Annotated in this window: 17 protein-coding genes and 1 tRNA gene; 12 read left to right on the forward strand and 6 right to left on the reverse strand. The window is 63.4% G+C overall.

The genetic code is table 11. From position 1 onward, the window contains the following. Positions 1-146: 146 nt before the first annotated feature. Together NKK47_RS00115 and NKK47_RS00120 are read left to right on the forward strand one after the other, a co-directional pair. On the forward strand, positions 147-302 hold the full coding sequence (locus tag NKK47_RS00115; protein WP_023678176.1) for a hypothetical protein: 156 nt from the start codon (positions 147-149) through the stop codon (positions 300-302). A 130-nt stretch (positions 303-432) separates the two neighbouring features. Further along, on the forward strand, positions 433-1,380 hold the full coding sequence (locus tag NKK47_RS00120; protein ID WP_352574551.1) for an LLM class flavin-dependent oxidoreductase: 948 nt from the start codon (positions 433-435) through the stop codon (positions 1,378-1,380). A gap of 34 nt (positions 1,381-1,414) precedes the next feature. On the opposite strand, the gene NKK47_RS00125 is transcribed toward NKK47_RS00120, so the two are convergent. From NKK47_RS00125 to NKK47_RS00135, 3 genes are read right to left on the reverse strand one after another with little or no spacing between them, the layout of a single operon-like run. After that, entirely contained in the window at positions 1,415-2,365 is a 951-nt protein-coding gene (locus tag NKK47_RS00125; RefSeq protein ID WP_352574553.1) for a dihydrodipicolinate synthase family protein, read from the reverse strand. Then, the gene (locus NKK47_RS00130) at positions 2,355-3,350 is read right to left on the reverse strand and encodes a Gfo/Idh/MocA family protein (RefSeq protein ID WP_023678173.1); all 996 of its coding nucleotides are present in this window, start codon (positions 3,348-3,350) and stop codon (positions 2,355-2,357) included. The genes NKK47_RS00125 and NKK47_RS00130 overlap by 11 nt, the downstream gene beginning before the upstream one ends. Continuing rightward, positions 3,347-4,318: a Gfo/Idh/MocA family protein gene (locus tag NKK47_RS00135; RefSeq protein ID WP_031212079.1), complete on the reverse strand. Its 972-nt coding sequence runs from the start codon at positions 4,316-4,318 to the stop codon at positions 3,347-3,349. The genes NKK47_RS00130 and NKK47_RS00135 overlap by 4 nt, the downstream gene beginning before the upstream one ends. A 97-nt stretch (positions 4,319-4,415) precedes the next feature. Here NKK47_RS00135 and NKK47_RS00140 point away from each other — a divergent pair, with 97 nt between their 5' ends. The 7 genes from NKK47_RS00140 to NKK47_RS00170 all read left to right on the forward strand — a co-directional run bounded on the left by NKK47_RS00140 (position 4,416) and on the right by NKK47_RS00170 (position 11,581). After that, the gene (locus NKK47_RS00140; protein WP_352574555.1) at positions 4,416-5,129 is read left to right on the forward strand and encodes a FadR/GntR family transcriptional regulator; all 714 of its coding nucleotides are present in this window, start codon (positions 4,416-4,418) and stop codon (positions 5,127-5,129) included. A 32-nt stretch (positions 5,130-5,161) separates the two neighbouring features. Next, on the forward strand, positions 5,162-6,742 hold the full coding sequence (locus NKK47_RS00145; RefSeq protein ID WP_023678170.1) for an ABC transporter substrate-binding protein: 1,581 nt from the start codon (positions 5,162-5,164) through the stop codon (positions 6,740-6,742). A 66-nt stretch (positions 6,743-6,808) separates the two neighbouring features. Continuing rightward, positions 6,809-7,768: an ABC transporter permease gene (locus tag NKK47_RS00150; protein WP_023678169.1), complete on the forward strand. Its 960-nt coding sequence runs from the start codon at positions 6,809-6,811 to the stop codon at positions 7,766-7,768. Next, positions 7,765-8,670 (forward strand): ABC transporter permease, encoded by a 906-nt coding sequence (locus tag NKK47_RS00155; protein WP_023678168.1) that lies wholly within the window; start codon positions 7,765-7,767, stop codon positions 8,668-8,670. Before NKK47_RS00150 ends, NKK47_RS00155 begins: the two co-directional genes overlap by 4 nt. Before the next feature lie 18 nt (positions 8,671-8,688). Further along, positions 8,689-9,606: a dihydrodipicolinate synthase family protein gene (locus tag NKK47_RS00160; protein WP_352451273.1), complete on the forward strand. Its 918-nt coding sequence runs from the start codon at positions 8,689-8,691 to the stop codon at positions 9,604-9,606. Continuing rightward, on the forward strand, positions 9,603-10,613 hold the full coding sequence (locus NKK47_RS00165) for an ABC transporter ATP-binding protein (protein ID WP_352574917.1): 1,011 nt from the start codon (positions 9,603-9,605) through the stop codon (positions 10,611-10,613). Before NKK47_RS00160 ends, NKK47_RS00165 begins: the two co-directional genes overlap by 4 nt. Beyond that, positions 10,613-11,581, forward strand: coding sequence for an ABC transporter ATP-binding protein (locus NKK47_RS00170; RefSeq protein ID WP_352574558.1), 969 nt, complete (start codon positions 10,613-10,615; stop codon positions 11,579-11,581). The genes NKK47_RS00165 and NKK47_RS00170 overlap by 1 nt, the downstream gene beginning before the upstream one ends. 16 nt (positions 11,582-11,597) lie before the next feature. On the opposite strand, the gene NKK47_RS00175 is transcribed toward NKK47_RS00170, so the two are convergent. The 3 genes from NKK47_RS00175 to NKK47_RS00185 all read right to left on the reverse strand — a co-directional run bounded on the left by NKK47_RS00175 (position 11,598) and on the right by NKK47_RS00185 (position 13,111). Further along, complete coding sequence (locus NKK47_RS00175) at positions 11,598-12,311, reverse strand: haloacid dehalogenase type II (RefSeq protein WP_352574560.1); 714 nt, start codon at positions 12,309-12,311, stop codon at positions 11,598-11,600. 175 nt (positions 12,312-12,486) lie between these two features. Further along, positions 12,487-12,807 carry a DUF167 family protein gene (locus NKK47_RS00180; RefSeq protein ID WP_352574562.1) on the reverse strand — a complete coding sequence of 107 codons (321 nt, stop codon included), beginning with the start codon at positions 12,805-12,807 and terminating at the stop codon, positions 12,487-12,489. A 13-nt stretch (positions 12,808-12,820) separates the two neighbouring features. Continuing rightward, positions 12,821-13,111 carry a YggT family protein gene (locus tag NKK47_RS00185; protein WP_023678162.1) on the reverse strand — a complete coding sequence of 97 codons (291 nt, stop codon included), beginning with the start codon at positions 13,109-13,111 and terminating at the stop codon, positions 12,821-12,823. 165 nt (positions 13,112-13,276) lie between these two features. Here NKK47_RS00185 and NKK47_RS00190 point away from each other — a divergent pair. From NKK47_RS00190 to NKK47_RS00200, 3 genes are all read left to right on the forward strand, one after another. Continuing rightward, a tRNA-Ala gene (locus tag NKK47_RS00190) sits at positions 13,277-13,352 on the forward strand. Positions 13,353-13,591: 239 nt separating this feature from the next. Beyond that, complete coding sequence (locus tag NKK47_RS00195) at positions 13,592-14,050, forward strand: hypothetical protein (protein WP_352574564.1); 459 nt, start codon at positions 13,592-13,594, stop codon at positions 14,048-14,050. 120 nt (positions 14,051-14,170) lie between these two features. After that, positions 14,171-17,398 carry an AfsR/SARP family transcriptional regulator gene (locus NKK47_RS00200; protein WP_352574566.1) on the forward strand — a complete coding sequence of 1,076 codons (3,228 nt, stop codon included), beginning with the start codon at positions 14,171-14,173 and terminating at the stop codon, positions 17,396-17,398. Positions 17,399-17,474 lie beyond the last annotated feature (76 nt).

Here is a 17,474-nt window from a genome sequence, read left to right on the forward strand (position 1 = left end):
CCCTGGCATGCCTCGAAAGGCAGCGCTAAGCAGTAAAAGCACTAATGTGTCTATCATTTGGAGAAAATTGTTCTAAGGATCGCGCGAAAATAGCACTCGACAAAGTCTACTGATTTTATAGATTAAGCGCCGAGACGGAGGTCGATATGTCCTATAGCCAGAACGCTCAGACTGCCCGCAAAGGCCAAAGGCTGGGTTCCGACCAGGTGTGGCGGCCGGCCTATGCCGGCGCTTTCGCCTATCTCGTCTTTGCCCTTGCGTTTGTATTCACCGGGGCAGTGGTACTGGGGCTGATCCCCTGATTGTCAAGGCTCTGATCATCGAGGCTTCCTCGGGATAGCGGCCTGCCGTTTGCAGAAATTCCGGAGTTGATGAACCGAATGTCGGTGCGCTTTTGCGCGCCCTGATTCCAACGTGATGGAGGAGATGGCAATGCCAATCGAGTTCACGCATGTTCCCGGTAAGATCCACGCCACCAACGCCAGCTTTTTCTACGACTTTGTCGAGACCGCGACGAAGCTGTCACTGATCGAGGATGCCGGATTCCGGAAGATCGTCATCGACGACCAGGCCGGGCTGCTGACCAATATGGACCTTGCCGCCCAGACGCTGGACCGGACCTCGTCCCTGGAGGTCGTGCTCACGCATTGGGCAGGCGTGATCGAACCAACCGTGGCGGCGCGGCAGCTCGCTGCCCTCGACGCGAGAAGCGGTGGCCGGCTGTCGCTCAGGATGCTCAGCGAGCCGCTGAGCGACGACGATGCCGAGGCACGTCCGGCCGGCCATACGGTGGTCTGGCAACGCATCGACGAATATCTGGTGCTGCTGAAGCGGTTGTGGTCGAACGACAGGCCGTTCGACCATGAAGGCACCTTTTACAGCATCAAAGGCGGCTATGTGCCGCGCAAGGGGCCGCATGGTGCCGATGTGACCATCCGCATGGGCGGGCAGTCGGGCACTGCGCTCAGGGTCGCGGGCAGGCATGCGGACGTGTTCGAGCTGGCGCCTGGCTCACTTGCAGAAATCCGCCAGTCAATGGAGCGCGTACGCGGCGCTGCTGCCGAACACGGCCGGGCCGGCAAGCTGCGTTTCGCGCTTCCCGTCCGAATCCGTTCGGAAGACAAACCGGCCGCTTCCTGCCAGAAGGCGCTCGAACTTGCCGGGCCGCCGGCGCAGGTCGCGCTTTCGCTGCTTTCCTACGCCGCTTTGGGGATCAAGGAGTTCATGATCGTCGGCATCGACAGGCCACGCGAGATTGCGACCGCCAGCCGCGAGGCGATCGCACTGCTGCGCAATTCGCTGGCACGGCGCGAGGCCGATGTCCCTCAGCCGGGGGCGTTTGCGTCACGCGCGACACAGGGAGCACGCGCCGGCTGCTGAAGAGCCTCCGTCGTCCCGCGCCTTGGTGACAGGTCTACCACCATTCCGGGAAAGCCGCGTGAGCCGCCCTGGCCAGCGTCGGTATTTCCTGATCGGGAACGGAGCTGTAGGGCCAGAGCAGTCGTGGGCCGAGCGGCGCCCAGCCGCCGGCCGCCGCCATCGCCTTATCGAGTGCTGCATCACCGACATTGTAACGGGTGCGAAACGGTAGGACATGTGCGGCGAGGAAGGCCTTTGTGCGGGCCTCGACCTCGGCAGCGGCGGCCATGTCGGTGCGGATTATCTGCCACCACATCATCGCGCCCTTCGGGTTGAGGCAGGCAACGTTGGAATAGCTGCCATGGGCCCCTCCAGCATAGCCTGCTGCCAGCGTGTGGCCGGGGACGAAGACGGAAAATCCGTCCAGTTTGCGGCGCATGTCGGCATACCAGCCGGCGTCGCCGCCCGGCAGCTTGGCGCCGACCAGCGATGGCACGGCCGCACGCAGACTGGCGATGCCGTCGAGCGTCAGGTGGCGCTTGGCGTGCGGCGGATTGTAGAGCACCAGCGGCGTTTCAGGCGCGGCGTCGCACAGGCCGCCGGCAAAGCGCATGACCTCGTCGTCGCTGGGCGGCCACCAGTCGGGCAGCGTGAACTGCACCGCCGCCGGGCGAAGTCCGGCGACCCGCGTCAGTCGCTCCAGCGCAACGCGCGGATTGGACTGGCTGATGCCGATCTGGAAAGGAAGGCGCGCGCGGCCGGCTATGGTTGCGACCAACTCACAAAGCCGGTCGAATTCGGGCTCGGTCTGGCAATGGAATTCGCAGGCCGTGCCATTGGAATAGACGCCGTCGACGCCTGAGGCGCAGAGTCGGGCGATCGTCTCTTCCGTCGCCTGCCAGTCGATCGCTCCGCGATCGTCGATGGCCAGCATCACCGCGCCCCAGATGCCGCGCGGTGCGTGTGCGGGCAAGCGGGCCAGATGGTCGTCGAGGTCAGCGTCCACCGGCGATCTCGTGTTCGCGGCGGGTTTCGTTCGACGCGAAGGCAGCCTCGATAATAGCGATGATCTTGCGCGCATAGATGCCGTCGACCGGCACAGGCGTGTCATCGGCAATGGCATCGCGCATTGCGTTCCATTCGCGCACCAGCGCGTTATGCATCCAGTTCGGCTCAAAGGAACCGGGCAGCTCGGTCCAGACCGTCTCGCGGCCAAGCATGGTGCCGCGGTCCATGTCGATGCGCAGCGTTCCCCGCTCGCAGACCAGATCCATGGCATAGGTGGTGGCGCCGGTGCGATAGCCGACGCTCTGCACCTGGCCGATGCCGCCGCCGGCGAAGCGCAATCCGAGCAGAGCGCTGTCGTCTGCTTCCTGGTCATGGAACTTGGCGCCGAGCATGCCGCTCACCGACACGACATCGTCATCCATCAGCCAGACCAGGCGATCGACCGCGTGGATGCCGGCCGTCAACAGCATGCCGCCGCCGGTCGCCTTGCGCAGATGCCAGTCGCGGCGATTGTGCTCCATCCACAGCTTGATGATCCAGCTCGATCCGGCGAGCGGCCGGCCGAGCTCGCCTTCCTCCAGAATTTGCCTGGCCGCCATGCAGGGCAGGGCGAAATGCATGAGGTGGGCGACCATCAGCTTGATGCCACCCTTGGCCACGGCGGCGTTGATCGCATCGCAGGCAGCCACCGTCGGCGCCATCGGTTTTTCGAGCAGGATATGCTTGCCGGCCTTTGCCGCGCCGATGGCCATTTCGGCATGGAGATGGTGCGGGCTGGCAATGAGGACCGCATCGACCTCCTTGTCGTCCAGCAGCCTTCGCCAGTCCGCGTAGCCGCGGCCGCCATGTTCAGCGGTGAATTGCTGCAGTGCGTCGGCATTTCCTCGAGAGGCGGCGACGAGGCGAATATTTCCAACCTCGCGGATTGCCCGCGCATGGGCTGCGCCGAAATCGCCGGCGCCGATAATTCCTATTCCAATCATGGTCCTGCCTTTTGATAAGCGGCGTCGATCAGCGACATCGCCGCAACATAATCTTCGATGGACACCGGCGGAGGCGCCTTTCTGGCCAGCCGGTCAAGCGTATCGCGCATGAACAGACGATAGCGCGTTGCCGGCAGTTCGACCGGCAAGTCGACGATTGCCGCGTCGTCGAGCGTTGCGCAGATAACATGGTCGCCATGATCGATGAGGGTGGCATTGGCACTGACGATGCGCCACTCGAAGTCACCGCCGGGGCGCATCGAAGCAAAGGTGTAACCGGCCTCGACGATGAACAGCGCGCCGGCTTCGTCTTCCAGCACCAGAAGTGCGTGATCCTCGACCGGGCCGGGATGGATGCGGTTCGCGATCGAAACGCTTTTCAGGCCGAGCTTGCCGGTTGCGAGGCTGAGTGCCGCGTCGACGCCGTGTATGCCGAGATTCCTCAACGCACCCCCGCCACCAACCGCCGGGTCGAGCACCCAGGCGACACCGTCGGCGATGTAGCGTTGCGGCGGGCCGTTGACCAGCCGGAACTGGCAATGCGCCACGGGGCCGGCGCGACCTTGCCGGCGCAGCCGTTCAAGGCCGGCAACGGCCGGCCCGAAACGGTTGGGCAGGGGAACAGCGACAAAAGCCTGGTGCTGCCTGGCAAGGTCGCGCAGCGCCATCAGTTCCCTCGTATGGCTGGCCGCCGGCTTCTCCAGGATCAGCGGTATCCTTGCCGCGATGATCGCACGTGCCCGCGCCGGCACCATCGAAGGGTGCCCCATCAACAGGATCACATCCGGCGGGCTGGAGAGTATCTCCTTGAAATCTTCGATAAACGGCAGGTCGTGATGCGCGGCGAACGCTTGCGCTTGGCCAGGATCCTCGTCCCAGATACCGGTGATCTCCGTGCCGTAAAAGCGTGCGGCGTCGAGGTGTATTTCGGCGTGCCAGTGGCTCGAGCCGGCGAGGGTAATCTTCATTCGGAGGCAGCAGGTTTGTTATGGGCTTGCAGGATATCCTACAAGTGGCTATACGACAAGCGGCGGGCAAGCTTCAGCGGATGATGAAGGCAGTGGGATGGCGGAACTGAAGTCGATCGAACCGTTGAGCAGACCGCCGCTGCTTCACGTCACCGTGCAGGAAACCCTCAGGGCCTATATCGAAAGCAACCAGCTCAAGGCAGGCGATCCCCTGCCGCCGGAGACGTTCCTGGCGCAGCGGCTCGGCGTCGGCCGCAACTCCGTGCGGGAAGCCATCAAGGCGCTGGAATCGATCGGCATCCTGGAGACGCGACGCGGCATCGGCGTGTTCGTCAAGGAATTCTCGTTCAAGCCGCTGCTGGATAACCTGGCCTACGGTTTGCAGGATTCGCTGCGCGATGTCGAAGAGCTGCGCGAAATCCGTCGCGTGCTGGAAACCGGCCTCATCGCCAAGACGATCGAGATGATCAGTGCCGAGGACATCGAGGCGCTGCGCCAGTTGACCGAGCGCATGCGGCAACGTGCCGAGCGCCATGAGAGCTTCGCCGAAGAGGACCAGCAATTCCATCAGCTGCTGTTCCGCTGCCAGAACAATCACATGCTGAGCGCGCTGATCGACATCTTCTGGACGGCGTTCAACAAGGCCTCGAATTTCACCAATCTCGATAATCCGACGCCGCTGGCGACATGGCGCGACCATCACGAGATCGTCGAGGCTGTCGCCGCCAAGGATGTCGACCAGGCGCGTCGGCGGCTCGACGACCATTACCGGGGGATCCAGCAGGTTATCGCAAAAAACCGAACAAGCTGAAGAACAACCTGACTATGCCAAGGGAGGAAACCATGCGTATCAGGACCATCGCATTCTCAGTCGCCGGGCTGCTGCTCGCCAGCATTGCCCCATTGACCAGTGTCCAGGCACAAAGCGCCAAGACCATTGCGGGCGGCTTCGACGTCGGCCCCGGCGGTTTTCCCAAGAACTTCAACCCGCTGGTGGCGACCGGCGGCTACACCTGGCTCAGCACCTATTTTGAACCGCTGGTCATCTACAATGCCGGGCTGGCCGATATCGAAGGCGACCTCGCCAAGGACTACAAGATCAGCGACGACCAGCTGAGCTATACGTTCAACCTGGTCAACGAGACCTGGCATGACGGCAAACCGTTCACCTCGAAGGACGTCAAGTTCACCCTCGAGCTTGCCAAGAACAAGGCCTCCGGCAGCCTGTTTGCCGCCCGCCTCGCCAACATCGCCTCGGTCGATGCCCCGGATGACCACACCGCAGTGGTGAAGCTATCGAAACCGAACGGCTCGTTTCTATCCATCCTCTCGCAGCTGATGATCCTGCCGGAGCATGCCCTGGCCGCTCTGCCGCCGGAATCGCTGGCGACAAGCACCTGGTGGTCGACCACACCGGTCGGCACCGGCCCGTTCAAGTTCAAGCGCTACGTGACCGACCAATATGTCGAACTGGCAGCCGATGACGATTATCGCGGCGGCAAGCCGAAGGTAGACGTGCTCATCAACCGCTATTTCGAGTCGCCGGCGGCGGCCGTTGCCGCACTCCGTGCCGGCGAAATCCAGTTCACCTATGTCGAGCCCGACGATGCGGCATCGTTCAAGAGCGACAGCAATTTCAAGGTGATCGAAGGTGCCTCGTACGTGGTCAACTATATCGGCCTGAACCAGAAGGTCGACCTGTTTAGGGATATCCGTGTCCGCCAGGCGATCATGTACGCGATCGATCGCAACGCCATCATCGACAGCCTCTACGGCGGTGCCGCCGAGCCAGCCAATTGCGGCTATGTCGCGCCGCATCTCGTTCCCGCAGGCCTCGAACCCTATGCCTACGATCCGGCAAAGGCCAAGGCGCTGCTGAGCGAGGCCGGCTGGGACAAGATCAACGGCGACAAGCCGATCACCTTGCTGACCTATTACGGCTCGCCGCAAGCGGCCAATGTGATGGCCGCTGTCCAGTCGATGCTGGCCGAGGTCGGCATCAATGTGGTGCCGCGGGTCGTCGATACGCCGACCTACAACGGCATCGTCTACAAGCAAGGCACGCCGGACTGGAACGCCTTTCCGATGGTCTATGCCGGCCTGCAGAACGGCCCCAACCCGGCCGGCCTCAATCCCGGCCTCAACAAGTCGCAGATCCCGCCGGCAGGCTTCAACACCATGCGCATCGAGTTCGACGATCTGAGCACCGCATTGGACGCCGCGCTAGGCCAAACCGATCCGGCCAAGCTCGATCAATCCTGGCAGGGGGTCTGCAAGGTGATGAACAAGGAGCTACCCTGGGCGACGTTGTGGGTGGCCAACCGCTATGGCGTAGCCTCCAACAAGCTGCATGACTTCGTCTGGACGCCGGCGCCGGGCGGCGGCCCCTACGCAGCTCACCCCGAGCGCTGGGACATCCAGTAAGAAACCCGCAACCAAGCGAGCAGGCGGGACCACTTTGGCGCCGCCTGCCACCGCCACGGAAAGCCCATGTTGAGCTTCATCGCCCGCCGCAGCGCCACAGGATTGCTGATGCTGGTCGCGCTCAGCGTCCTCATCTTCATCCTGTTGCGGCTGGCGCCGGGCGATCCGATCGACGCCTATATCAACCCATCGGTCCCCATGTCGGCTTCCGACCTCGAGGGCCTGCGCGAACGGCTCGGGCTCGATCGGCCGCTTCCCGTGCAATATCTCGCCTGGCTGCGCGCGGCGCTGAGCGGTGACTTCGGCTATTCGATCCAGCGCAGCGGCGTTGCCGTGCTGCCACTGGTCATGGAACGCATCGGCCCGACGGCGCTGCTGATGGGTACGGGCCTGGCGATCGCCATCGTGCTCGGCATTTCCGCCGGCATTTTCAGCGCGGTGCGCCGTAACGAACCATCCGACATCGCGCTGTCGGTGCTGTCGTTTATCGGTATCTCCAGCCCGGCTTTTCTGACAGCGCTGCTCGGTCTCTATTTCTTCTCGGTGCTGCTGCGCTGGGCGCCGTCCGGCGGCATGCAGACCGCGGGTGCGCCGTTCTCGGCGACGGATGTGCTTGCGCACCTCGTCCTGCCCGCCTGCCTGCTGTCCGTCGGCCATGCCGCGCTGATCATGCGTTACATGCGCGCCTCGCTGCTGGAAGTGCTCAACCAGGATTACGTGCGGACGGCGCGTGCCAAGGGCGTGCGCGAGTTCTGGGTTATCATCAAGCACGCGACCCGCAATGCGCTCTTGCCGGTCATTACCTTGATCGGCTCGACTGTCGGCATCGCCATCGGCGGCGCCATCTTCCTGGAAAGCGTGTTCAACTGGCCGGGCATGGGACTGCTTCTGGTCAACGCCGTCGGCACCCGCGATTACCCGGTGATCATGGGCGCTACCCTGGTGATCGGCGTTTGCGTCATCCTGGTCAACCTCTTGACCGACGTCGTCTATGCCGTCGTCGACCCGCGCATTCAGGTGGCATGATGGCAATCACGGCGCCAGATCCTACAGTTGACCCGACAGCCGTGCCGCAAACCAAAGGCCCGCTTCGCCGCGCGCTCGACCGCTTTTTTGAAAACCGCGCGGCGCGTGCCGGGCTTTTGATCGTCATCCCGATCCTGCTGGCGGTTTCGACGTATCCTTTGTGGTGGCCGTTCGGTCCTAACACCATCGACCTCCGAGCAATGAACAAGGCGCCGTCGGCCATTCATTGGCTGGGCAGCGACGGCGTCGGGCGCGACGTCATGGCCCGGTTGCTGCAAGGCGGGCGGATCTCATTGCTGGTTGCCGTCAGCTCGGTCGCCATCTCCACCGTCATCGGCTTCCTGGTCGGCGCCGTCGCCAGCTTTGGCGGGCGCCTCGTCGACGGCACGGTGATGCGCCTGGTCGATCTGGCGATGACGCTGCCGCCGGTGATCTTCCTGCTGGTGCTGGCTTCGATCGCCGGCACCGGCATCGCGCCGACCATACTGGTGATCTCGCTGCTCTCCTGGCCGGTGCTGTCGCGCATGGTGCGCGCCCGGCTGCTCGAACTGCGCGAGCGCGATTTCGTCGTTGCCGCCCGCGGCATGGGGGCAGGGCTGCCGCATCTGCTGTTCCGGCACGGCCTGCCCAATTGCATCGATATCCTGGTCGTCTACGCCACCTTGCAGATCGCCAACGCCATCCTGCTCGAGGCCGGCCTGTCCTTCCTCGGCCTCGGCATCGCACCGCCCGAAGCCAGCTGGGGCAACATGCTCAATCTCGCCCGCTCCACCGTCGTGCTTGAAAATTACCCCTGGCAATGGATGTTCCCGGGCGCCGCACTGGTGCTCACCGTGCTCGCCATCAACTTCATCGGCGACGGCTTGCGCGACGCATTCGACCCCCGCTCCGATCTCAACTGACCTCAAAGGTTCATCAAAATGCCCCTGTTTACCGGCGTCGTGCCACCTGTCGTCACCCCGCTCAATGCCGATTTCAGCATCGACTTTCCGTCGTTCACCCGCACCATCGAGAACCTGCTCGACGGCGGCGTTCACGGGCTGTTCGTGCTCGGCTCGACCAGCGAGGTGGTCTTCCACGACGAGGCGGGCCGCAGGGCCGTCCTCGAGCACGCGGTCAAGGTCAATAACGGCCGGGTTCCGATCTTCGCCGGGGTCATCGACCCGACGACCGACCGCGTCATCAACCACGCCCGGATCGCCAGATCGGCCGGCGCCGACGCCATCGTCGTCACCGCGCCGTTTTATACCCGCACCAGCCAGCCGGAGATCGGCGACCACTTCCGCTATATCAAGGATGCGATCGACATTCCGGTCATCGCCTACGACATCCCGGTCTGCGTCCACGTCAAGCTGGAGCGCAAGACCACGGTCGGCCTCGCCAGGGAAGGCGCCATCGCGGGCATCAAGGATTCCAGCGGCGATGACGGCAATCTGCGTTACGTGCTCAAGGACATGGCCGACGACCCCGGCTTCTTCGGCATGACCGGCTCCGAGATACTGGTCGATAGCGTGCTGGCGATGGGTGCGCATGGCGTCGTGCCGGGGCTCGCCAATGTCGACCCGCATGGTTATGTCAGGCTGTGGAAGCTGACGCAGGCGGGCCAGCATGCCGAAGCCCGCCTGGAGCAGGAGCGGTTGTTGAAACTGTTCGAGATCGTCTGGATCTCGCTCGGCAGGACCAGCGCCGGCTCGGCCGGCGTCGGCGCCTTCAAGGCGGCGATGAAGAGCCTCGGCATCATCGCCTCGAACACCATGGCGCGGCCGCAGCGCAGCCTGAACGACGAGGAAACCGCAAAGATCGACATGATCCTTCGCGATGTGGGGCTGCTCCGCTGAGTGCCGCGCCGATCCTCTCGATTTCCGGCCTCCGCTCGGTGTTCCGCATCGCGGGGCGCGACATCGCGGCGGTAACGGATGTCGACCTGACGATCGGCTCCGGCGAGACGGTGGCGCTCGTCGGCGAATCCGGATCCGGCAAATCCGTCACCAGCCTGTCGATCATCGGCCTGTTGCCGAAAAGGGTCGGACATATTGCCGAGGGATCGATCGCGCTGCGGCGCAAGAACGGCACGGTCACCGAGCTGACCAGCCTCGATGCCGAGTCGCTGCGCAAGATACGCGGCAATGAGATCGGCATGGTGTTCCAGGAGCCGATGACCAGCCTCAACCCGGTCTACACGATCGGCGAGCAGATCGCCGAACCGATCCGCATCCATCTCGGCAAATCGCACCGCGAGGCAGCAGCGGACGCGGTGCGGCTGCTGGAACAGGTCGGCATTCCCGATCCGAAGCAGCGGGCGCGGCAATATCCACACGAACTTTCGGGCGGGATGCGCCAGCGCGCCACCATCGCCATGGCGCTGTCCTGCGATCCGGGCTTGCTGATCGCCGACGAGCCGACAACCGCATTGGATGTCACCATACAGGCCCAGATACTCGATCTTTTGGCCGAGCTGCAGGCGCAGCGCGGCATGGGCATCCTGTTCGTCACCCACAATCTCGGCGTCGTCGCCGAAATCGCCGACCGGGTAGCGGTGATGTATGCGGGGCGTATCGTCGAAACAGGTCCGGTGAGCGAAGTGTTCACCCGTCCGCGTCATCCCTACACCGCCGGGTTGATGCGCTCGGTGCCGCGGCTCGGACAGGCCACGGCGCTGAAGGCGGCGGGAACGCCGCTGCCGACCATTGCCGGAAATGTTCCGTCGCCCGCCTTGCTGCCCAAAGGCTGTTCCTTCGCGCCGCGTTGCCCGATGGCTATCGCTGCCTGCCGCGCCGCGGTCCCTCCATTGTTTGGGGCGACGCCGACCCAGCAAAGCCGCTGCCTGCGCTGGGAGGAGCTCTGATGGCCGACGCCCCTTTCCTTTCGGTCAAAAACCTGACCAAGCATTTTGCGCCGACAGCGTTCTCGCGCGGACCCGTCGTAAGGGCGTCGGAGGATATTTCTTTCGATATCGGGCGTGGCCAGGTGGTCGGCCTGGTCGGCGAATCCGGCTCCGGCAAGACGACGATCGGCCGCTCGGTGCTGCGTCTGATCGAGCCGACATCCGGCCAAATCAAATATGACGGCACCGACATCACCAGGCTGGGTGCCGCCCAGTTGCGCCGCCAGCGCCGCAAGATGCAGTATATTTTCCAGGATCCCTTCGCCAGCCTGTCGCCGCGCATGACGATTGGGCAGATCCTCACCGAAGGCCTGGACATTCAAGGCATCGGCAAGAAGTCCGAGCGGCGGGCGAAGGCCGAGAAGGCACTTGCCGCGGTCGAGTTGCCGGTCGACGCCTATGACCGCTACGCCCATGAATTTTCGGGCGGCCAGCGCCAGCGCATCGGCATCGCCCGGGCGCTGACGCTCGAGCCGGAATTCATCGTTGCCGACGAGCCGGTCTCGGCACTCGACGTCTCGATCCAGGCGCAAATCATCAATCTGTTGCGCGACCTGCAGCTCCGGCTCGGCCTGACCATGCTGTTCATTTCGCACGATCTGGCCGTCGTCGAGTACATCTGCGACACGGTCATCGTGCTCTATCTCGGGCGCATCATGGAGGTTGCGCCGGCGGCCGACCTTTATGCCCGGCCGCAGCATCCCTACACGCGCGCGCTGCTGTCAGCCATTCCATCGCTCGATCCGCTGGCCAGGCAAGGCCGGCAGGTGCTCAAGGGCGATATTCCAAGCCCGGCAAACCCGCCGTCGGGCTGCGTTTTCCGAACCCGTTGCCCGTTTGCGCTGGAGGCTTGCGCCGGGGCTGTACCGCCGCTGAGGGCGACAGCCGAGGGCCATCTGAAGGCCTGCATCCGCGACGACATCGCTTAGGTTTTTTGCCCTGTGCCTACGGGAGAACTTGGGCGAGATGGACAAGGTCGTCGGCCAGGAAGTCCCAATCTTCAAGGGGCGAGAGATCGGTCGTTTGTGCCGGGCCATGCTCTTTTGGCCTAGCAACAAACGCGGTTCCGATACCGCATTTTCGTGCCTCGGCCAGGTCGTCGTTATGCGCGGCGACTAACACGGCCTCCGGAGGTCGAACCCCCAGGATCTCCACTGCGCGGAGATAAGCCTGCGGCGCAGGCTTATAGGTGCCGAACACATCCGAGCCAAGGACGGTGTCCCAAGGCAGGCCGGCGCGCTTGGCCATATCCAGCAACAGCCGGGTATTGGCCCCCGACAAGGGCACGATGATGAAGCGTTCCTTCAGCCTCGCAAGGCCTTTCAGCGAATCGGGCCACGGCTCCAGCCGGTGCCAGGCGAGGTTGAGTTCCTCAAGTTCGGCGGTCGGCAGCTCGGATGGGGTCAGCCCGAACTGGACGAGGGTGGCGTCCAGATTCTCCCTGTTGATCACGTCAAGTGAAACGAAAGGCCGGTGCTCCGTCCGCACCGCCTCGGTCGAGGCGTCATAGCGCGACGCCCACGCATCAGCGAATTCACCGGGATCGACCTGCTCTGCACCAACTCGCGCGAGGAAGGCGCCGGCCTCCCTTGCGATACCGCTGCGCCAATCAACGACGGTTCCCAGAACATCGAAGAATAGGACTCGAGTGGCGGTCATATTGAGCTTTCCTCCGACCTCATTGAAACGTCGTCGATGCCAACCCATATGCAATTGGCGTCGGATGTTTCCTCCCATTCGTCCGGCGCGTTCCCCTCTGAAGGTTTTCGACCTTCACATCTGGCCGGGCTTTGCAGCCCGGCCTTTTTTTGCGGGGTAAGTGAGCGAGCCGAGATCACGGCGCAGGCGTGCCCAGCGTATCGATGCGTTTCGCCAGCGCCGCGGGATCGCCAAGCACACGGACCGTCTTCAGCCGAGCGGTGCCGCCGGCGACGATCGAGACGGCCGAAGCGGCCACGCCAAGCGCCTTGGCGACCAGCCTTTCCAGCGCTCGATTGGCGGCGCCGTTTTCCGGCACGGCGCGGACGCGAGCCTTCAGATGGCTTCGCCCATTCACCGATGTTTCGATTCCCTCCAGCCTGTCCATCGCCGCTTTCGGCGTCAGCCGGACGAACAGGTCGATGCCGTCGGCGCGCGTGCGGAACGGCGCACTCATGGGCGCCCTGGGCTCAGACGACCAGCGAAAGCACGGTGGTGAGCAGGAACTGCCGGATGAAGAACAGGATCAGCAGCAGGATGATCGGCGAGATGTCGATGCCGCCGAGGTCGGGCATGAAGCGGCGGATCGGCCGCAGCGCCGGCTCGGTCAGCCGATAGAGCATGTTGCTGATGGTGTCGACGAACTGGTTGCGAGAGTTGACGACGTTGAAGGCGTAGAGCCAGGAAAATATCGCCGAGGCGATGATGATCCACCAGTAAAGGTCAAGCGCCATGACAATGGTCTGAATGAGGGCGATCATGCCGGTCTCCGATTGCTGCCGACATGTAGCCACTGTAGGTGAAAGCGGCAAGAGCCGTCTTCCGCCGCATGGGCGAGGGCGCACGAACGGCCGAACGGCATTTCGGCAGCAAGCGCAGCCTTGACAGGAAACCGCAGCGGCCGATAAAAGCCCCATCCGCTGGACGGGGCTGTAGCTCAGCTGGGAGAGCGCGTCGTTCGCAATGACGAGGTCAGGAGTTCGATCCTCCTCAGCTCCACCAGCGGATTTTTAGAATCCCTTGCCTGGTTGCATGCCGAAGACCCGCTTGGAGTCCATGGCTATCCTCAGCTGAAGCAACCGAATGCATCGCGAGACTCTGCCGGCTTGGCACTGTCATCGCCGGGTGGATTCACATCGGCGATGTAAAGGCCCTCTACACCAGTAGCGTATGCGGCCTATTGCTACTGCGCCTCGTCCTTGCCAGACTTGGCCCGTCTTCAAAACCGAGGGGAATTCACTATGACCAGCACGACAAGACGTGATTTTGTAGGTCTTACAGGAGTGGCAGCGACTGCCCTGGCCGGTGCTGTTGCAACACGAGCTACCGCTGCTGAAAGCGACGTATCGCTATCGTTCGATGAGGTTCTTCACGAGTACAATCAAAACAACACAGAAAGGACTAGATCAAAGCTGGCGATCTATGTGGTGCTTTCTCATCTGCACGCCAGCCTCGAGGACGAATTTAGTGACCTTGGGCTAGAGCTGCCTTTAGGAAAAAAGGCCTTGCCATCGAATCTGCCGGCCAATTTCGAGGACGCGCAGGTTGCACCCCTTCCTTGGCTCTTCAAGCCCTCGGAAGTTACCGACCACGAACGAAACGCCTATGCGACGATTGCAATGCGAATGAACGCAGTGATGGCAAGACACACCGCCGACGTGAGTGTCGGGGTTTCGCATATCATGTCGCACAAGGGATAACCGCGACCTTGCCGGCGAGCACGGCACGTCAGGCGAGCACAACGCCGGCCGGCGATTTGTTGTTGCGGGCGAACCGATTACCTGTTTTCGCGAGGCGACTGCGCTGCGAGAGTCCTCACAATGGATAAATCCTTCCGCGACGCGCCGCGCGACATAGCGAAGCTCTCGGCACCCCGGCCAGTGGGAATTGTCAGCCGTCCGCGCGTAGTGGCGCTGCTTTCGCAGGCCCTCGACAGCGGTGCATGCTGGCTGGCTGCGCCTGGTGGATACGGCAAGACCACCGCGGTGATCGACTTTCTGGAACACGGAGGGCTGGAACACGGAGGGCTGGAACAAGGCGGGATGAAGCAAGGCGAATCGGCGTACAACTGGTATCGGGTCGACACCGAGGACCAGGACGTTGCGCGCCTTTTCCACTATCTGACGCTGTCGCTCGACGGCAGGCATGCCGGCATGCCGGTCTTTGGTCCGGAATATGCCGACAATTCCGACGATTTCGCGCGGCTGTTCTTCCGCACCTATTTCTCGCGGCTTGATCCGGGCACGATCCTGGTCCTCGACGATCTGCATCGTGCCGATGCGCCAGGCTTTCGCCGGACACTGGCGATCCTGTTGCGCGAACGCCCCAACACCGTCCGCTGCATCTGCACATCGCGGATGCTGCCCGAGGGCGATGTCGCCGACCTCGTGCTGTCGGGACAGTTGCCGGTCCTCAACCAAACGCTGCTGGAGTTTTCGCCTGCGGAGGCTCGCAACCTCGTCACCGCCCGCTCGCAATCGCCGTCCGAGGTCGGCGACATTTCGGAGGCGCGCGGCTGGGCGGTGGGCCTTCTCCTGCTGGCCAACGCCGGAATGTACTACCCGCTTTCGCAGACCGGCCTTGCCGGAGGCGCCGGCCTTCGGGAGATTGTCGGACGTTATTTCCTGCGCGACATCGCACCGGAGGACCAGGATCTGCTTATCAGGCTCAACGTTCTGCCGGAGATCAGCACGGAGCTTGCCGATGCGTTCCTGGGCTCGCCGCAGGCTGCTCGCCTGCTGGTGCGGCTGCAGCATCGCCAGCTGCTGATCACGCGCGACGGTCCGGGCGGCGCCGCCTTCCAACTGCATGACTTGTTGCGCGAATACCTTGCCGGCCTACTGGACCGGCGCGTGACGGAATCGGACCGTTCCAGGCTGCGCGAGCAGGCAGCAAAGGTCCTGCACGAGGCAGGCAAAACCGACGCGGCAATCGTGCTGGCGTTGCAGGCGGGCGCCTGGCCGCTGGCACGCCAGCTCATTCTGGAGTGCGCTAACGGCGTTCTCTCGCAAGGGCGCCGGGCCAGCTTGGTCGAATGGTGCAACAGGCTGCCCCCCGACCAGATGGACGGGTGGGTCCATTATTGGCTGGGCGTCGCCTTCGCATCGGACGATGCGAAGGCCGAACCGCACTTCTCCAAGGCATGGCAAGCATTCGAGAACACCGACATGCGCGGCCAATGCCTGACGGTCGCGCGGGCGGTCGTAGTCAAGACCGCCAGCTGGCGTACGCATGAGGGGCTGGCGGATTGGACGCGCCGAGCCTCACAGGTTCTTGCCAAGGGATTGCCGGAGTTGGATCCGGAGGAACTCATGATGGTCAGGCTCGGCATCCTGCGGGCCGTCGATTTCGCCGAACCTGGCGAATTCGACGCCCATGACGCGAAACGCCTCGTGAATGATATCCAGCAGCGCCTGACACATCTGCCGATCGAGGATTCGGTCGAGTTGCGCCTGCTGGCAAGCGAAGCGCTCATCGACTACGCGACCTCGTCGGGGCAGCGCGACATTTTTGCCAATGCCGTGGACAGCGTTGCCGCCGATCTCGAACATTCGGATATCCCGCCGCTGGTGCTCGGCATGTGGCTGGTGTCCTTTGGCTCGGCCAGCGGCCGTTACTTCCCCTATTCGCGGCGCGGTTTTGTCTATGCCTCGGCCGAGGATGCGTTGCGACGCGCAACGGCGATAGGCGAGCAGCACGCCTTACGGGGCGTCGAGTTCAGCGCGCTCTATCAGCTTCAATTGCTGATGAAGCTTCACAACAGGTTCTCGGAATTCAATGCGCTCGTCTCCCGGCTGGGCGAGATCGCGGACAGCAGGTTCACAACCCAGGTCGCTGTAGTCGCCGACTGCCACGCGGCGATGCACACGCGCAACGGCAACTTCGTCAAGGCTTATCTCGACTGCGATGCCTTCATGGATGCGATCGAGCGGGCGAATGAGCCGATGATCGAACGCTGGCCGCATTACGTCACCAAATACCAGGTCCTGCTGGCCGATCGGCGTCCAGCGGAGGCCATTGCGCTACTCCAGGAGATCGTCGAAAGGCTGAGCGGCGGCCCTCGCCAGCGCGTCGAACTCAACATTCTGGCCGCTCAGGCCCTGGAGCAGAAGTGGAACGGCGGCGCGTCCTATGGCAGTCGTCTGGCTGAATTCATGGAGGCGTTGCGCCAGGTCAACCCCTCCGCAATCCTGCTCAACCTGCCGGACCTATTGGCCGATCTGGTCGCCGATGCGCTGGAGCGAAAGATCGACATCGATCTCTGCCGCCGCGTCGTTCGGGCGCGATATCTGGTCCCGCCCGCTGGCCGACCCGCCCAGTGGCCTTGGCCGCTCAGGATCCACTTGATGGGAGGCTTCCGCCTCGAAATCGATGGCGCCGAGGTCGCGCCCGGTGCCAAACCTACCCGCGCGCTCGACATATTGCGCATTATCTGCCTGTCGAGGGACCAGGTCTGTTCGGTGGAAACCCTGCAGGATTGGCTCTGGCCCGACCTCGACGGCGACCAGGCCAAAGCGGCCTTGGAGCAGGCGCTGCATCGTCTGCGCAAATTGCTCGGGCAAGGCGAACTCGTAACGCTGAGAGAAGGCCGTTTGCGGCTCGCTGCCGACAAGGTCTGGATCGATCTGCAGGATTGGGAAGACCGGCTGAAACCCGTTCTGTCGGGCCCAAGAGACAGCGCAATCGAGGAGCAGGAGATGCTGCTGGAAGGCTTTGTCGGCCCGCTTTTCTCGAATGGCCCGATGCCCGTCTGGTCGAACGCCGCGGCCGACCGGGTGCGGGACGGGTTTGTGGAGCTCGCCGTGCGGATCGCCAAACACTGGCAGAGCCAAGGCAACGCGGATCGGGCACGCCAGGCGTGCCGGCGTGCGCTCGATTTCTACCCGGAATCGGCCAAACTCCATGGCACGCTCATCCAGGAGAGCCTCTCCAGGAACGACCATGCCGGCGCCATCGAGGATTACCGGCGCTATGAACGCGCGCTCGCTTCGACCGGCGATGACGAGCCCTCGCCTTTGCTGCGTTCGCTCGTGCGCCCGTTTCTCTAGACCGGTTCATCGTTTCACGGAAACGCCGAACCGCTCTATCTCTTTATTTTTGCGCAATTCCGGACGGAAAACCGTT

Origin of the sequence: Mesorhizobium sp. M0019, from assembly GCF_040323975.1 — a bacterium.
Lineage (GTDB): Bacteria > Pseudomonadota > Alphaproteobacteria > Rhizobiales > Rhizobiaceae > Mesorhizobium.

Bases quoted from the DNA above. Each gene is read 5' to 3' on its own strand.
- NKK47_RS00115 (WP_023678176.1), top strand. From the start codon at position 147: ATGTCCTATAGCCAGAACGCTCAGACTGCCCGCAAAGGCCAAAGGCTG.
- NKK47_RS00120 (WP_352574551.1), top strand. From the start codon at position 433: ATGCCAATCGAGTTCACGCATGTTCCCGGTAAGATCCACGCCACCAAC.
- NKK47_RS00130 (WP_023678173.1), bottom strand. From the start codon at position 3,350: ATGATTGGAATAGGAATTATCGGCGCCGGCGATTTCGGCGCAGCCCAT.
- NKK47_RS00135 (WP_031212079.1), bottom strand. From the start codon at position 4,318: ATGAAGATTACCCTCGCCGGCTCGAGCCACTGGCACGCCGAAATACAC.
- NKK47_RS00140 (WP_352574555.1), top strand. From the start codon at position 4,416: ATGGCGGAACTGAAGTCGATCGAACCGTTGAGCAGACCGCCGCTGCTT.
- NKK47_RS00145 (WP_023678170.1), top strand. From the start codon at position 5,162: ATGCGTATCAGGACCATCGCATTCTCAGTCGCCGGGCTGCTGCTCGCC.
- NKK47_RS00150 (WP_023678169.1), top strand. From the start codon at position 6,809: ATGTTGAGCTTCATCGCCCGCCGCAGCGCCACAGGATTGCTGATGCTG.
- NKK47_RS00155 (WP_023678168.1), top strand. From the start codon at position 7,765: ATGATGGCAATCACGGCGCCAGATCCTACAGTTGACCCGACAGCCGTG.
- NKK47_RS00160 (WP_352451273.1), top strand. From the start codon at position 8,689: ATGCCCCTGTTTACCGGCGTCGTGCCACCTGTCGTCACCCCGCTCAAT.
- NKK47_RS00170 (WP_352574558.1), top strand. From the start codon at position 10,613: ATGGCCGACGCCCCTTTCCTTTCGGTCAAAAACCTGACCAAGCATTTT.
- NKK47_RS00175 (WP_352574560.1), bottom strand. From the start codon at position 12,311: ATGACCGCCACTCGAGTCCTATTCTTCGATGTTCTGGGAACCGTCGTT.
- NKK47_RS00180 (WP_352574562.1), bottom strand. From the start codon at position 12,807: ATGAGTGCGCCGTTCCGCACGCGCGCCGACGGCATCGACCTGTTCGTC.
- NKK47_RS00185 (WP_023678162.1), bottom strand. From the start codon at position 13,111: ATGATCGCCCTCATTCAGACCATTGTCATGGCGCTTGACCTTTACTGG.
- NKK47_RS00195 (WP_352574564.1), top strand. From the start codon at position 13,592: ATGACCAGCACGACAAGACGTGATTTTGTAGGTCTTACAGGAGTGGCA.
- NKK47_RS00200 (WP_352574566.1), top strand. From the start codon at position 14,171: ATGGATAAATCCTTCCGCGACGCGCCGCGCGACATAGCGAAGCTCTCG.